The sequence below is a fragment of the Streptomyces sp. NPDC059852 genome (genome assembly GCF_042731455.1).
Classification (GTDB): Bacteria; Actinomycetota; Actinomycetes; order Streptomycetales; family Streptomycetaceae; genus Streptomyces.
In genome coordinates this window covers 1-15,714 of sequence record NZ_JBHWJK010000042.1, presented here as the reverse complement: position 1 = coordinate 15,714, position 15,714 = coordinate 1, and the positions used below count along the sequence as shown (strand labels likewise).

Sequence of the window (15,714 nt, the reverse complement as noted above, 5' to 3'; positions counted from 1 at the left end):
ACGACCTGTGTTGACGTATCGCCTTTACCAGAAAGTGACTTGCCGGTCCGCCTCAGCCGAGGAGCGACTCGAGCTCGACGTGCTCCAGGCCGTGCGCCTCCGCGACCTCGCGGTAAACGACCTTGCCGTCATGCGTGTTGAGGCCCTTGGCCAGCGCGGGGTCACGGCGCAGCGCCTCGACCCAGCCCTTGTTGGCCAGCTCGACGATGTACGGCAGCGTGGCGTTGGTCAGCGCGTAGGTGGAGGTGTTGGGCACCGCGCCGGGCATGTTGGCGACGCAGTAGAAGACCGAGTTGTGGACCGGGAAGGTCGGCTCGGCGTGCGTCGTCGGACGGGAGTCCTCGAAGCAGCCGCCCTGGTCGATCGCGATGTCGACAAGGACACTTCCCGGCTTCATGCGGGAGACCAGCTCGTTGGTGACCAGCTTCGGGGCCTTGGCGCCGGGGATGAGGACCGCGCCGATGACGAGGTCGGCCTCGAGGCAGGCCTTCTCCAGCTCGAAGGCGTTGGAGACGACGGTCTGGATCTTCGTACCGAAGATCTTGTCCGCCTCGCGCAGCTTGTTGATGTCCTTGTCGAGCAGGGTCACGTGGAAGCCCATGCCGATGGCGATCTGCGCGGCGTTCCAGCCGGAGACGCCGCCGCCGATGACCACGGCACGGCCGGCGAGCACGCCGGGCACGCCGCCGGGCAGCACACCGCGGCCGCCGTTGGCGCGCATCAGGTGGTAGGCGCCGACCTGCGGGGCGAGACGGCCCGCGACCTCGGACATGGGGGCGAGCAGCGGCAGGGCGCGGGTGGGCAGCTCGACCGTCTCGTAGGCGATCGCGGTGGTGCCGGACTCGATGAGGGCGTCCGTGCACTCCTTGGACGCGGCCAGGTGCAGGTAGGTGAAGAGCGTCTGGTCCTTGCGGAGGCGGTGGTACTCCTCGGCGATGGGCTCCTTGACCTTCAGCAGCAGGTCGGCGGCGGCCCACACCTCGTCCGCGGTGGGCAGGATCTGGGCGCCCGCGGCGACGTACTCGCTGTCCGGGATCGACGAGCCGAGGCCGGCGCCCTGCTCGATGACGACCTGGTGGCCGTTGCGCACCAGCTCGAGCACGCCGGCGGGGGTGATGGCCACCCGGAACTCGTTGTTCTTGACCTCGCGGGGGATGCCGACCTTCACGTCGATCACGGTCCTTGGCTCAGGGGGTGTGGGGCATTGCTACACATCCCAGGCATGCAGTGGCATACCGGGAGACACCGCAGGAGAAGGTGCGGCAGAGCCAGTCTAATGAAGGTGTTCCCGCTGTCTAGCCTTTCATTGCATCAATCTTCGTTCGGCATGCTACGGATTTCGCAGGCGTCAGCGCGGTGTTTCGTTTCGATGGCCTGGTCCTCGAGCTCGGGCCCGGCCGCGCCGGCCTCCTCGGCCGCATCGGTCTCCTCCACCAGGATCCGCCGCGCGGCGCCCCGGTGCAGCTCAGCCGCCGAGGGGTCGCCGAGCCGGTCCAGGGTGTCGGCGAGCCGCAGATAGAGCGCTCCCTGGAGCCGTACGTCCTCGGCCCGGCGGGCCAGCTCCACCGCCTCCTGGCAGGTGCGCAGCGAGTCGTCGAGCCGTCCGGCGTACTCCTGGACCCGGGCGAGTTCGCTCAGGGCACGCGCGTGACCCGCGACGTCGCCGTTCTTGCGGTGGACGGCGACCGCGGCCCGCCAGTTGCGCTGGGCCTCGCCGTACCGGCCGGCGTAGGTGTGCGCCTCGGCGGTCCTGCCGTACAGCCGGGCGGTCTCGGCGCGCTCCCCGCGGGCCAGGCGCTGGGCGAGGGCCCGGCCGTACCAGTCGGCGGCCCGGTCGTAGTCGCCGAGCTCCAGATGCGCGCCGCCCACGGATTCCATCGCGCGGCCGGTCGCGTACGGGTCGTCCGCCTCGCGTCCGGCGTCCAGCGCGGCCCGGAAACGCGCCAGCGCCTCGCGGGTGCGCCCGGTGCGGGCGTCGAGGTCGCCGAGGTTCAGCAGGGCCGCCGCCTTCTCCCTGGGCAGGTTCCGGCGCTCGGCCACGTCGAGGACGAGGCCGTGGATCTCGTACAGGTCCCCGGCGGCGGCCTGGGTGCCGAAGTGCGCGGCCATCGCCCTGACCAGCTGCGACATCAGGCGCCTGGCGAGGGTGTCCAGCTCCCCGTCGGCGACCGCGGCCCGGGCCGACGCCAGCAGGGCCGGCCGGCGCAGCCGCAGCCATTCGGCGGCCGCCCGCGGGTTCGGGAAGCGCAGGGCCCGGGGCACGCCGAGGAGTTTCTGGCGGGTCTCGGGGCTGTCGGTCTCGGTGATCGCCCGGCAGGACTGGAGCAGCCGGACGGTCCGCTCCAGCATGCGGGCGCGGGCGAGCTGGACCTCGGCGGGCCGGTCCTGGGTCTCGCTGAGGGCCTGCAGGAGCGGGTGCAGACAGCCCGGGACGCGGTACTGGGGCAGCGGCGAGTCGACGCGGTGCAGCAGCCCGAGGGCGGCCAGGTCCTCCAGGGTGGTGTGGGCGCCGTCCACCGAGCAGCCGGCGAGGGCGGAGGCGCCGTGCGGGTCGACGAGTCCGGCGGGGGCCAGCGTCAGCAGGCGCAGCATCCGGGCGGCGGGGGCGGGCAGCGAGGCGTGGACGAGCCGCAGCATGCGGCCGAGCGGAGTGCCCTCCTCGCCCTCGGCGCGCAGCTGCTTGGCCAGGTCGGAGACGGCGGACTTGGGGCGGGCCGCGAGCCAGCCGCCGGCCAGCGTCAGCGCGGCGGGCTGCCCCTGGCACACCTCCACGAGCCCTTCGGCGGCCCTCGGGTCGACGGTGATGCGGACGGAGCCGGAGAGCCGGGTGAGCAGGTCCACGGCCGACTTGGTGTCGAGGCCGCCGAGCGTGCAGGGCCGGACGTCGGAGATGCCGGTCAGCGGACCGCCGGAGACGACGACGGCCAGGCACTCCGGGGTGTCCGGCAACAGCGCGTCGACCTGCTCGGCGTCGGCCGCGTCGTCGAGCAGCAGCACGGCCCGGCGGTCGGCCAGCGCCTCGCGCAGGGTGGCCGTCAGGTCGTCCTCGGCGGCGCCGGGCGGTGCGGGCACGTCGAGGTCGGCGAGCAGGTCGCGGGCGGTGCGGACGACGGGGACGGGGGTGCCGTCGGGCTCGCTGAGCCGGGCGCGGAGCACCCCGTCGGGGTAGCGGCCGGCGACCTGGCGGGCCAGTTCCCCGGCGAGTGCCGTACGGCCGGAGCCGGGGCGGCCGGCGATGAGCAGCACGCGCGCGCGGGGTGCCTTGCGGCCGGAGAGGGTGTCCAGGCCCGCGCGCTCGATGTCGGCGCGCAGCTCCTTCAACTCGCGTGTGCGGCCCAGGAAATGACTGCCGTCGGGGGTCCGGGCCGACGTCCGGACGTCGCCTGTGTCCACCACCTGGTCCGTCACGGGCCACACTCCCGTCCCACGCACGCGCGAGCCCGCCGGGACTCCGGTTCGGGCGTGCTCAGAGCCTAGTTGACGCTCCGGTACGTTCCGGGCGGAGTGCGGCGGGCACGGCGGGGACATCGCCCGATCGGATCAGCCGATCTTCACACCGCTGGTGGAGTGCTGTGGTGTGCTCCGGTCAGGAGGCGAAGGGCCGCGCGGGCCAGGGGGCCTCCGCCGGGCGCAGCGCGTCCAGCCCGTCGCCGCTGCGTGCGGCGGCCAGCGACAGCACGCCCACGACCAGGCAGTTGTTGTGCACGTCACCGGCGAGGACGTGCCGCACCAGCTCGTCGACCGGCACGCGCGCGTGCTCCATGTCGGCCTCCTCGTCCTCCACCACGAACCGCTCGCCCTCGGCCTCGGAGAGCTGCCGGGCGAGGAAGATCCGCACGGCCTCGTCGCAGCCGCCCGGCGTGGTGTAGACGTCGGTCAGGACCCGCCAGTCCTCGGCCTTGACGTGGGCCTCCTCGTACAGCTCGCGCTGGGCGGCGTGCAGCGGGTTCTCGCCGGGGACGTCGAGCAGGCCGGCCGGGATCTCCCACAGCTTGTGGCGGACCGGGTGGCGGTACTGCTTGATGAGCAGGACGCGGTCGTCGTCGTCCAGGGCGAGCACGGCGACCGAGCCGGGGTGGACCTGGTAGTCGCGTCGCACCACCGAGCCGTCCGGCATGACCACGTCATCGGTGCGGACGGAGGTCTTGTTGCCCACGAAGGGGGTCTCGGTCGCCCGGACCTCCCACTCCTCGGGGGTGTCCTTGATCGTCATGCCCTGCCCTTCCACGTGCGCAAAGGAAAACCGGGGCGCCCACCGTTGAAGGTTTGCGCCCCGGCCACCGTACAACTCTCGTGTTACTTCGAAATCTTGCGCTCGACCGCGGCCTTCACGAGCCCGGCGAACAGCGGGTGCGGGCGCGTGGGGCGCGACCGCAGCTCCGGGTGGGCCTGCGTGGCCACCAGGTAGGGGTGCGTCTCGCGCGGGTACTCCACGTACTCGACGAGCTTGCCGTCGGGCGAGGTGCCGGAGAACAGGATGCCCGCCTTCTTCTCCAGCTCGGCCCGGTAGGCGTTGTTCACCTCGTACCGGTGACGGTGCCGCTCCTCGACGTACTCCTTGCCGTCGTACACCTCGCGCACGATGGAGCCCTCGGCGAGCTTGGCCGGGTACATGCCGAGCCGCATCGTGCCGCCCATGTCGCCCTCACCGGCGACGATGTCCATCTGCTCGGCCATCGTGGAGATGACCGGGTGGGAGGTGGCCGGGTCGAACTCGGTGGAGTTGGCGTCGGAGATGTCCGCCAGGTTGCGGGCGGCCTCGACCACGATGCACTGCAGGCCCAGGCACAGGCCCAGCAGCGGGATCTTGTGCTCGCGGGCGTACTTGATCGCGCCGACCTTGCCGTTCACCCCGCGCTCGCCGAAGCCGCCGGGGATGCAGATGCCGTCGACGTCGCCGAGCTGGGCGGCGGCGCCGGCCGGCGTCTTGCAGTCGTCCGAGGTGACCCACTTGATCTTCACGCGGGCCTTGTTGGCGAAACCGCCCGCGCGCAGCGCCTCGGTGACCGAGAGGTAGGCGTCGGGCAGGTCGATGTACTTGCCGACCAGCGCGAGGGTGACCTCGTGGTCCGGGTTGTGGACGCGGTCGAGCAGATCGTCCCAGGTCGTCCAGTCCACGTCGCGGAACGGCAGGTCGAGCTTGCGGACGACATAGGCGTCCAGTCCCTCGCCGTGCACGGTCTTCGGGATGTCGTAGATGGACCGCGCGTCGGGGCAGGCCACCACGGCCGCCTCGTCGACGTCGCACATCAGCGAGATCTTCCGCTTGATCGCGGTCGGGACCTCACGGTCGCAGCGCAGCACGATCGCGTCTGGCTGGATACCGATGTTGCGCAGGGCCGCCACCGAGTGCTGCGTCGGCTTCGTCTTCAGCTCCCCGGAGGGGCCGATGTACGGCAGGAGCGAGATGTGGACGACGAAGACGTTGTCACGGCCGACCTCGTGGCGGACCTGGCGGACGGTCTCCAGGAACGGCAGCGACTCGATGTCGCCGACCGTGCCGCCGACCTCCGTGATGACGACGTCGACCTCGTCCGTCGCCATGCGGCGGATGCGGTGCTTGATCTCGTTGGTGATGTGCGGGATGACCTGGACGGTGTCGCCCAGGTACTCGCCGCGCCGCTCCTTGGCGATCACCGTGGAGTAGACCTGGCCGGTGGTGACGTTGGCCGATCCGTCCAGGTCACGGTCGAGGAAGCGCTCGTAGTGGCCGATGTCCAGGTCGGTCTCGGCGCCGTCGTTGGTGACGAACACCTCACCGTGCTGGAAGGGGTTCATCGTGCCAGGGTCGACATTGAGGTACGGGTCGAGCTTCTGCATGACGACGCGGAGACCACGCGCCTTCAGGAGCATGCCGAGGCTGGAGGCCGTCAGGCCCTTGCCGAGCGAGGAGGCGACACCCCCGGTGACGAAGATGTGCTTGGTCGTCGTGGCTGCGTTGGTTCGGAAAGCAGCGGGCGGCATGGCCAAGAGGGGGCTCCCGTGGTCGCGATCTTGAAGTGCGGTTCGGGGGTCTTCACGCCCACCGGTCCACGGGCTACCAGGGTATCAGCGACCGGGACCGATGGCTTCCGGCCACGCTCCGCGCACGCCCCGGCACACATCCGCACACTTCACCGGGCCCTCACGGTCCGGTCACCCACTGCTCACCCGTTCGGCCGACCCGGGTTGCCCGGAGCGGCACGCAGATCATCTACGTGCGTCGTATCCTGCTCGGACATTCGCTGCCGAGCCCGGCCGGCAACACGGCACCACCCCTCGCCCGTAAGCACCGGAACAACGAGAGCTCGTCAGTTCGTTGAGCAGAGATCGTCGAGCAGTGCCCACCGTTTTGCCTCACGGCCACGGCGACTGCTTTGCTTCACCGCTCAACGACGATTTACAACCACCCCTTGACCGCACTAGCGAGAGCCCCCTTGTCGCACGAAAGAGGGGGTGACGTGGCCGTTCGACTGGAGTTGCACGTGGCCGGGCGCATCGAAGACTACGCACTCATCGGAGACATGCAGACCGCCGCGCTGGTCTGCCGGGACGGCACGGTCGACTGGCTGTGCCTGCCCCGCTTCGACTCGCACGCCATCTTCGCCGGCCTGCTGGGCACAGAGGAGCACGGCTTCTGGCGGCTCGGGCCGGCGCACGCCTCCGACTCCCAGCCGCCGACGGCGACCCGGCGCGGCTACCGGGGCGACTCCCTGATCCTGGAGTCCGAGTGGGACACCCCGCGCGGCACGGTCCGGGTGATCGACTTCATGCCCCCGCGGGACGGCGCGCCCCAGCTCATCCGGATCGTGGAGGGCGTCTCAGGCCGGGTGCCGATGCGCTCGACGCTGCGGATGCGCTTCTCGTACGGCCGGGTGGTGCCGTGGGTGCACAAGCACGAGGGACGTACGGTCGCCGTCGCCGGGCCGGACTCCGTGTGGTTCGACACGGACGCCGAGACCTACGGCAAGTCGCTGACGACCTACTCGGACTTCACGGTCGCGCCGGGCGAGCGGATCGCCTTCACGATCTCCTGGGAGCCGTCGCACAAGCAGCCGCCGGCCCTTCCCGAGCCGGAGCAGTCGCTGGAGGCCACGGAGGACTTCTGGCGCGAGTGGGTCGAGCACTGTACGTACCACGGGCCCTACCGCGAGGCGGTCATCCGCTCGCTGATCACCCTCAAGGCCCTCACCTACGCCCCGACGGGCGGCATCGTCGCCGCCCCGACGACCTCGCTGCCCGAGGACATCGGCGGGGTGCGCAACTGGGACTACCGCTACACCTGGCTGCGCGACGCGGCGATCACCCTGTCGTCGCTGCTGCGCACCGGCTACCGCGAGGAGGCCCGCGCCTGGCGCGAGTGGCTGCTGCGGGCGGTCGCGGGCGACCCCGAGAACCTGCAGATCATGTACGGCATCGCCGGTGAGCGCGAGCTCGGCGAGGCCGAGCTGGACTGGCTGCCGGGCTACGAGAACTCCGCCCCGGTGCGGGTCGGCAACGGCGCCGCCCACCAGCTCCAGCTCGACGTGTACGGCGAGGTCACCGAGGCTCTGCACCTGGCCCACATGACGGGCCTCGCCCGCAACGACTACGCCTCCCTGCTGCAGCTGAAGCTGATCCGCTACCTGGAGGACCACTGGGACGAGCCGGACGAGGGCATCTGGGAGGTGCGCGGCCCGCGCCGCCACTTCGTGCACTCCAAGGTGATGGCCTGGGTCGCCGTGGACCGGACGATCAAGCTCATCGAGTCCGGCGACGCGGACGGCCCGCTGGAGCGCTGGAAGGAACTGCGCGACGAGATCCACCGGGACGTCTGCGAGAAGGGCTACGACAAGGAACGCAACACGTTCACGCAGTCGTACGGCTCCAAGGAGCTGGACGCCGCCCTGCTGCTGATCCCGCAGGTGGGCTTCCTGCCGCCGGACGACAAGCGGGTCATCGGCACCGTCGAGGCCATCCAGCGCGAACTGTCCACGACGGACGGCTTCATCCTGCGCTATCCCACGGAGGGCGAGGACGAGGGCGTCGACGGCCTGCCGGGCGACGAGGGCGCCTTCCTGGCCTGCTCGTTCTGGATGGCGGACGACCTCGCGATGATCGGCCGCGTCGACGAGGCCCGCAAGCTGTTCGAGAAGCTGCTGTCACTGCGCAACGACCTCGGTCTGCTCGCCGAGGAGTGGGACCCGGTCCGCCAGCGCCAGGTCGGCAACTTCCCGCAGGCCTTCAGCCACGTCCCGCTCATCGACACCGCGCTGCGCCTGACGGCGTCGGGGGCGTACGGCGGCTGAACAGGAAGGACGGCCGGAGCCTGCCTAAGCTGGGAGCCATCAGCCCCTGCAGGGAAGGGGGCGCCTCATGGCCTCCCCATCGAAGGCGGGCGCGGCCCTCGCCGCGCTGCGCGAGGAACTGGTCGGCGACGTGTTCGCCCCTTCGGACGCGGGCTACGACGAGGCCCGCACCGTCTTCAACGCCATGATCGACAAACGGCCCGCCGTCATCGCGCAGTGCGCGAACGAGGACGACGTCATGCGGGCCGTGCGGTTCGGCAGGGACCTCGACCTGAACATCGCGGTGCGCGGCGGCGGGCACAGCGTCGCCGGCTCGGCCGTCAACGACAACGGGCTCGTCATCGATCTGCGGCACATGCGCGCGGTCTCCGTCGACCCCGGCGCCGAGGCGGTGCGGATCGCGGGCGGTGCCACGATGAGCGACCTGGACCGGGCGTGCCAGCCGCACGGCCTGGCCACCACCGGCGGCCGGGCCTCCACGACCGGCGTCGGCGGCTTCGTCCTCGGAGGCGGCACCGGCTGGCTGGACCGCCGCTTCGGACTGGCCGTCGACAACCTCCTCGGCGTCGAACTCGTCACCGCGGACGGCGAGCGGGTCCACGCGAGCGCCGACGAGAACCCGGAGCTGTTCTGGGGCCTGCACGGCGGCGGCGGCAACTTCGGGGTCGCGACCGCGCTCACCCTGAGGCTCCACCCGCTGCCCGACTTCTCGATCGCCCTGCTGCTGTATCTGCCGGAGTTCGCCCGCGAGGTGGCCCGCACCTACCGCGAGCTGATCGCCGCGGCCCCGGACGAGGCGAGCGGAGGCGTGATCTACCTCACCGGCCCGCCGGAGGACTTCGTGCCGCCGCACCTGGTCGGCTCGCTGCTGTGCGGCGCGCTGCTCACGTACGCCGGACCCGAGGAGGACCTGCGCAAGCTGGCCGAGCCCCTGCTGGCGCTGCCGCACGAGCAGGAGATCGTCGGCGCGATGCCGTACGCCGACGTCCAGTGCATGCTCGACGACCCGCCGGGGATGCGGAACTACTGGTCCGCCGAGTATCTGACGGGCGCGCCCGACGACTACCTGGACGTGTTCTGCGCGGGCGGCGAGGCCCTGCCGCCGAGCGCCACCATCCATGTGCTGTTCCCGCAGGGCGGGGCCATCGCGGCGGGCCCGCGCGAGTACCCGGTGCCCTATCGGGACGCGCCGTGGGCCGTCCACCCCTTCGCGATCTGGGAGGACCCGGCGGACGACGAGCGGTGTGTCCAGTGGGTGCGGGACGTGCGCGCCGGCGCGCGGCCGTACAGCACGGGAGACGTGTACCTCAATTTCATCGGGGACGAGGGCACGGACCGGGTGAAGGCCGGGCTGGGCGCCGAGAACTTCCAGCGGCTCGCCACGCTCAAACGCCGCTACGACCCGGACAACGTGTTCCGCTTCAACCACAACATCGCCCCGGCCTGACGGGCGGACGCGTCGCCGCACGGTGCGGATGTGCCCCGGGTGGGCGCCCGCGGGTAGCGTCCGGCTATGGACAGCCGCAGGGACAGCGCGTTCGACACCCACAGCGCCGGGATCACCGTGCGCCGGGCCCTCGAGCTGCCCGGACTGCGCAGCGGGCTGCCCGAAATCCTCGCCGGCGGCGAGCGGCTGGGGCGCACGGTGCGCTGGGTCCACGCGGGCGAGGTGCCCAACATCGCCTCGCTGCTCAAGGGCGGCGAACTGCTGCTGACCACCGGCTACGGCCTCGGCACCCGGCCCGCCGACCAGCGGGCGTTCGTGCGCACCCTGGCCGACCGGGGCATCGCGGCCCTGGTGGTGGAGCTGGGCGCGCGCTTCACCCGGCTGCCCGCCGCGCTGGTCGACACGGCGCGCGCGGCGGGGCTGCCGCTGGTCCAGCTCCATCGCGAGGTGCCGTTCGTCACGGTCACCGAGGAGATCCACACCGAGATCGTCAACGGGCACTACGCGCTGCTGCAGCGGGCGGAGGAGGTGCACCGCCGGTGCACCGAGGCCCTGCTCAGCGGGGGCGGGGTGCCGCAGGTGCTCGCCATCCTGGCGGACTTCGCCGGCAACCCGGTCTTCCTGGAGACGCCGGACGGCCGGCTGCTGTACGCGGCGGGGGCCGGGCCCGAGGGCACGGACCCGCTGCAGGTGTGGGAGGGCCTGCGCGGCCAGCACAAGGAGGCGCCGCCGCCGGCCGGGTCCGTGCTGGTGGAGGTGCCCGGGGGCGGCGCGGGCACCGGGTCGGTGCGCGCCCGGCTCGTCCTGCTGCCGGTGCGCGGGCCGCTCGCGCCGGTGCACAGGATCGCGGCGGAGCGCGCGGCGGGCATCCTCGCCGTGGTGCTGATGCAGGCGCGGCAGGAGGAGGAGCTGGCCGCCCGGGGCCGCGGCGACTTCCTGACCGATCTCGCGGAGGGCCGGATCACCCCGGAGGACGCCCCGGCGCAGGCCCGTGTCCTGGGCTTCAAGCCGGGTGCGGGTCCGCTGCTGCCGGTCGTGATGCGGCTCGGCGACGGGCTGGCGGCGCCCGGAGGGGCGTCCCGGCCCGGCGGCGCCGAGAGCGGGGGCGGCTGGGCGGTGCTGGCCCGCGCGGTCGGCGAGGAGCTGGCCTCGGTGGGCGTGCCGGTGCTGCTGGGGGTGCGGCCGGTGGAGGGCCGGGTGCCGCTGCTGCTGGGGCTGCGCTCGGAGTCGGAGCGGCCGGCGGTGGCGGACCGGGTCGCGGCGGCGCTGCGGGCGGGCGCGGAGCGGGCCGGGATGCGGCGGCCGGGCGCGCCGGCGCCGGTCGTGGTCGTCGGGGAGGCGGGCGGCTGGGCGGCGGCCTCGGCGTCCCTGCGGCACGCGGCGGAGACGGCGACGGCCGCGCAGGGGCTGCCGGACGTGCCCTGGCACGACGCCCGGCGGCTGGACATCGACCTGCTGCTGTGGCGGCTGCGCGACCACCCCGGCCTGGCGGCGTTCGTGGACCGGGCGATCGGCCCGCTGCGCACGCACGACGAACGGTCCCGGCCGCCCCTGCTGCCCACCCTGGAGACGTACCTGGCGCACGCGGGCCGCAAGGCGGAGACGGCCCGCGAACTGCATCTGAACCGGCAGACGCTCTACAACCGGCTCGCGCGCATCGGCGAGTTGCTCGGCACCGACCTCGACGACCCGCACACGGTCCTGGCGTTGAGCCTCGCGCTGCGGGCCCGGCGGTATGTGCCGTAGGACGCGGCGGGGTCAGATCATGGGCCGGGGCTGCGTCAACTCGTCGTAGACGCTGAGCACCTGGGCCACCGTCTCGTCCTCGGTCGGCCAGGTCGCGGCCTGCCGCACCGCGCGCTCCCGGAGCAGGTCCCGCCGGGCGGGGTCGCCTAGCAGCCGCACGACGGCGGCGGCGAGGGCGTGGGCGTCGCCGTACGGCACCAGTTCCGCGGCGTCACCGACGAGTTCGGGCACACCGCCGGTCCCGGCGGCGACGAGCGGCACGCGCGCGTGCAGCGCCTCCTGGGCGAGGACGGACCGCGCCTCCCCACGGCTGGGCAGCAGCGCGATGTCGGCGGCGGCGAGCAGGTCGGTGACGTCGTCACGGCGCCCGATGAGGCGTACGGGCAGGGCCTCTTCCTCGATGCGCTGCTGGAGCGCGGCCCGCAGCGGCCCCTCCCCCGCGATCACGACGAGCGGCGCGGGATCGAGGGCCCGCCAGGCGCGCGCGGCGTCCAGCAGCACGTCGTACCCGCGGTGCCGTTCGAGCGCGCCGACCGCGATCAGCAACGGGCGTCCGGTGGCGCCGAGTTCGGCGCGGGCCTTGGCGGTGAGGCGGTCGGGGTCGTCGCGCCCGGCGGTCCGGCGCGGCCGGGGCAGGGCGACCGCGGCGAGCCGGGCGTCGCGCGCGCCGGTGCGGCGGGCCCGCTCGACCAGGGCGGACGTGGTGCCGAGCACCACGGAGGCGTTCCTGACGACCCGTCGCTCCAGCAGCCGGACGAGATGGGCCCGGGCGCCCTCCGCGTGGGCCCGGTCGTGCCAGGTGACGACGAGCGGTGTACGCCGGCCGCTCAGCGCGAGGACACTGCGGAAGGAGGCGTGCAGCCCGTGCGCGTGCACGAGGTCGGCGTCGGCGCAGGCGGCACGCAGCGCGGCCACGGCGGCGGGGTCGCTGCTGCGGGGCACGTGCACGTGTTCGGCGCCGGCGCCCTTGAAGTCGTAGAGGTGATCGGCCTCCACGGGGGCGCATACGGTGACCCGCACGCCCCGCGCGACCAGCCCCGAGGACAGCGATCGCACATGCGCGCTACTGCCGGCGTTGCCACCGCCCAGTACCTGCACGGTGCGCAGCGACGACTGGCCGTGCGGTGAGTGGCTGCTCACGGGGGTCACGTGGCCAAGTCTCCTGCTTCGGGTCGGGCAGTCACGAAGAACGTACAGAAGGATCGGGCGGAGGGGGTGTACCGCCTGAATCCCTACGCGTACGACATGTTTACGCCAAGGATGCCAGGACGCGGGGCCGTTCCGGGACCGGTGGGAGGGCGGCGGCCGGGCAACGCGGCGCCGGGAGTCACCTGCACGAGTGAGGCGCGTGGCGCGCGGTCCACGAACACGCGCGCGTGGCGCACTTTTCGACACCCGGCGTGATCCCGTACGCCGGATCGACACTCGTCGGCGATCACGCACCCGCGCCCCGCAGCGCGCCGGCCCGCCCCCGACGCCGTCTCAGACCGTGCCCGCCCCGCGCGCGATGGCGCTGACCTTGTCGCCGTACACGGCCGCCGCGACCACGGCTGCGGCGTGGACGGCCAGTGAGGCCCGGCCGTTGCCCGCGACGACGGCGGCGCCGAGGGCCGCGCCCAGCGCGTGGGCACCGGTGTCGCCGACCATCGCCTTCTCGCCCAGGTCGTCGGGGAGCACGGCCGCGGCGGCCCCCATGGCGGCGGCGGCGATCCGGGCACCCGGCCCGGCGCGCAGCAGCCCCGGCGCTCCGAGCGCCAGCACACCGAGGGCGGCCCGCCCCGGCCGTACGTCGACCAGGTTGACGGCGTGGGCGGCCCCGGCGATGACCACGCCCGCGAGCAGCCGGTCCGCAGGCCGCTCCTTGAGGAACGCGCCCGCGACGAGCCCGGCCGCCGATATCCCGGCCAACTTGACGAGGCCGCTGGTGACTTCGCCGTCCCGCAGGGCGGACAGATGGGCCCAGAAGCCCCGCCTGGGGTCACCGGCCCCCGCGATGTCGTCGTAGGCGCCGCACGCCCCGGCGACGGCCACGGCGAACCCGGCGGCGGGCGACACGCGCGCGGTGCCGAGCGCGGCGGCCACCGCGCAGGCCGGCCCGGCGTGCAGCGTGACGGTCCGGCCCGCGTGGTTCTTCCGCTCCCAACGGTCCAGCCCGCCGGGTGACGTGGCGCGCAGCACGCCACCGGCGGCCCGGGTGAGGGCCGCGGACAGGGCGAAGGAGGTGACCCGGCGGGCGCGTTCGATCATGCGGCCAGCCTAGGCCGCACCACCGACAACGCCCCCGCCCGAGTCCTACACGTCCGCGCGGGCCGTCTCCAGGAGTTCCTCGGCGTGCGCCCGGGCCGTCTCGGAGTCCTCCTGGCCGGCGAGCATCCGGGACAGCTCCTTGATGCGCTCCTCGCCCTCCAGGACCTTCACACCGGACCGGGTGACGGACCCGTCGTTGGTCTTCTCCACCAGCAGCTGCCGGTCGGCGAACGCGGCGACCTGCGGCAGATGCGTCACGACGACCACCTGCGCGGACTTGGCCAGCCGGGCGAGCCTGCGCCCGATCTCCACGGCCGCCTTGCCGCCGACGCCCGCGTCGACCTCGTCGAACAGGTAGGTCGGCACCGGGTCGGTGCCGGCGAAGACCACCTCGACGGCGAGCATCACGCGCGAGAGCTCACCGCCGGAGGCGCCCTTGGCGATCGGGCGCGCCGGCGCCCCGGGGTGCGGGGCGAGCAGCAGCTCGACCTCGTCCGCGCCGGACGGGCCGTAGGCGACGGTGCGCCCGCCGACCTCCACGCCCTGCGGGTCCTCGGTCTGCCGGATGGCGAACGACACACGCGCGTGCGGCATCGCGAGCGAGGCGAGCTCGGCGGTCACGGCCGCCGCGAACCGCTCCGCGGCCTCGGTGCGCGCGTCGGTCAGGGCCTGGGCGAGCCCGCCCAGCTCGGCGCGGAGGGCGTCCCGCTCGGCGGTCAGCTCCTCGATGCGCTCGTCGTCGCCGTCCAGCTCGGTCAGCCGGCGCCCGCTCTCCTCGGCCCAGGCGAGCACGGCGGCGACGTCCTCGCCGTACTTGCGGGTCAGTCCGGTCAGCGCGGCCCGCCGCTCCTCCACGGCCGCCAGCCGCAGCGGGTCGGCGTCCAGGTCGTCGGCGTACCCGGCCAGCTCCCCGGCGACGTCGCCCAGCAGGATGCCGATCTCCCCGATCCGGTCGGCCAGCGCGGACAGCGCCGGGTCGTGCGACCGGACGGCGTCCAGGGCCCGCTGGGCGCCCGCGACGAGCGTCGCCGCGTCGATGCCCTCGGGGTCCTCCGGGTTGCCCGCGAGGGCGGCGTGCGCGGCCGTGGCGGCCGACGACAGCGCCTCGGCGTGCCCGAGCCGCTCGGCCTCCTCGGCGAGCTCGACGTCCTCACCGGGCCGCGGCTCGACCGCGGCGATCTCTTCGAGCCCGAACCGCAGCAGGTCGGCCTCCTGGGCGCGCTCACGCGCGCGCGTGACGATCTCCTCCAGCTCCGTGGAGACCGCCCGCAGCCGCCGGTACGCCTCGCCGTACTTGGCCAGCGGCACGGCGACGGCGTCCCCCGCGTACCGGTCGAGCGCCTGCCGCTGCCGGGTCAGCTTCAGCAGACCCTGCTGGTCGGTCTGCCCGTGCACGGCCACCAGTTCGTCGGCGAGCTCGGCGAGCATCCCCACGGGGACACTGCGTCCGCCGAGGTGCGCCCGGGAGCGCCCTTCGGCGGAAACGGTACGGCTGATGAGCAGCGCGCCGTCGTCCAGCTCGGCGCCCGCCTCCTCGGCCCGCACGGCGGCCGACGCGTCCGGGGGAACGGTGATCCGTCCCTCCACGACCGCCTTCTCGGCCCCGATCCGCACCAGCGCCGGGTCCGCGCGCCCGCCGAGCAGCAGCCCGAGGCTCGTGACGACCATCGTCTTGCCCGCGCCCGTCTCACCCGTGACGGCGGTGAATCCGGGCGACAGCTCGACCACCGCGTCGTCGATGACTCCGAGCGACCGTATCCGCATCTCCTCCAACACGGACACGACCTTACGAGGTCCGGGGCCGGGGATGCGACGGGCCCCGGTCCCAGTCCTGTGAAGGTCCAGGTGACGAATGGGTACGGACCCCACCTTGTCACCCGGGCGGGTGGCCTTTCCCCAGGTCCCGCAGGTGCCCTAGGTCGTGTCCGCAAAGTCCCGCCTGCCGCCCGGCGCCCGGCACGCACTCTCGCCGCACCGGCCGCCCACCCGCGTACAACCAGTACGCGG

The 15,714-nt window shown here is 73.4% G+C and carries 10 protein-coding genes; 3 read left to right on the top strand and 7 right to left on the bottom strand.

The features are described from left to right. Nucleotides 1–52: 52 nt before the first annotated feature. From ald to ACFV46_RS32690, 4 genes are all read right to left on the bottom strand, one after another. The gene (gene ald / locus ACFV46_RS32705; RefSeq protein WP_179199280.1) at nucleotides 53–1,177 is read right to left on the bottom strand and encodes an alanine dehydrogenase; all 1,125 of its coding nucleotides are present in this window, start codon (nucleotides 1,175–1,177) and stop codon (nucleotides 53–55) included. Between the two features lie 134 nt (nucleotides 1,178–1,311). Then, entirely contained in the window at nucleotides 1,312–3,408 is a 2,097-nt protein-coding gene (locus ACFV46_RS32700; RefSeq protein ID WP_385500851.1) for a tetratricopeptide repeat protein, read from the bottom strand. Between the two features lie 178 nt (nucleotides 3,409–3,586). After that, entirely contained in the window at nucleotides 3,587–4,213 is a 627-nt protein-coding gene (locus ACFV46_RS32695; protein ID WP_385500850.1) for an NUDIX domain-containing protein, read from the bottom strand. Between the two features lie 83 nt (nucleotides 4,214–4,296). Then, nucleotides 4,297–5,964 (bottom strand): CTP synthase, encoded by a 1,668-nt coding sequence (locus tag ACFV46_RS32690; RefSeq protein WP_151783306.1) that lies wholly within the window; start codon nucleotides 5,962–5,964, stop codon nucleotides 4,297–4,299. Between the two features lie 500 nt (nucleotides 5,965–6,464). On the opposite strand from ACFV46_RS32690, the gene ACFV46_RS32685 reads away from it, so the two are divergent. From ACFV46_RS32685 to ACFV46_RS32675, 3 genes are all read left to right on the top strand, one after another. After that, on the top strand, nucleotides 6,465–8,267 hold the full coding sequence (locus ACFV46_RS32685; protein WP_361935503.1) for a glycoside hydrolase family 15 protein: 1,803 nt from the start codon (nucleotides 6,465–6,467) through the stop codon (nucleotides 8,265–8,267). Nucleotides 8,268–8,334: 67 nt separating this feature from the next. Beyond that, a complete protein-coding gene (locus ACFV46_RS32680) occupies nucleotides 8,335–9,714 on the top strand; it encodes an FAD-binding oxidoreductase (RefSeq protein WP_385500849.1) in 1,380 nt (459 codons plus the stop codon). Nucleotides 9,715–9,780: 66 nt separating this feature from the next. Next, nucleotides 9,781–11,460: a PucR family transcriptional regulator gene (locus ACFV46_RS32675; protein ID WP_385500847.1), complete on the top strand. Its 1,680-nt coding sequence runs from the start codon at nucleotides 9,781–9,783 to the stop codon at nucleotides 11,458–11,460. Nucleotides 11,461–11,472: 12 nt separating this feature from the next. Here ACFV46_RS32675 and ACFV46_RS32670 read toward each other — a convergent pair whose 3' ends face one another. From ACFV46_RS32670 to recN, 3 genes are all read right to left on the bottom strand, one after another. Continuing rightward, nucleotides 11,473–12,609, bottom strand: a complete 1,137-nt coding sequence (locus ACFV46_RS32670; protein WP_361935430.1) for a glycosyltransferase family 4 protein — start codon at nucleotides 12,607–12,609, stop codon at nucleotides 11,473–11,475. A gap of 333 nt (nucleotides 12,610–12,942) precedes the next feature. Further along, the gene (locus ACFV46_RS32665) at nucleotides 12,943–13,707 is read right to left on the bottom strand and encodes a hypothetical protein (RefSeq protein WP_385500846.1); all 765 of its coding nucleotides are present in this window, start codon (nucleotides 13,705–13,707) and stop codon (nucleotides 12,943–12,945) included. A gap of 45 nt (nucleotides 13,708–13,752) precedes the next feature. Continuing rightward, nucleotides 13,753–15,471 (bottom strand): DNA repair protein RecN, encoded by a 1,719-nt coding sequence (gene recN, locus ACFV46_RS32660; RefSeq protein ID WP_385500873.1) that lies wholly within the window; start codon nucleotides 15,469–15,471, stop codon nucleotides 13,753–13,755. Between the last annotated feature and the right edge of the window lie 243 nt (nucleotides 15,472–15,714).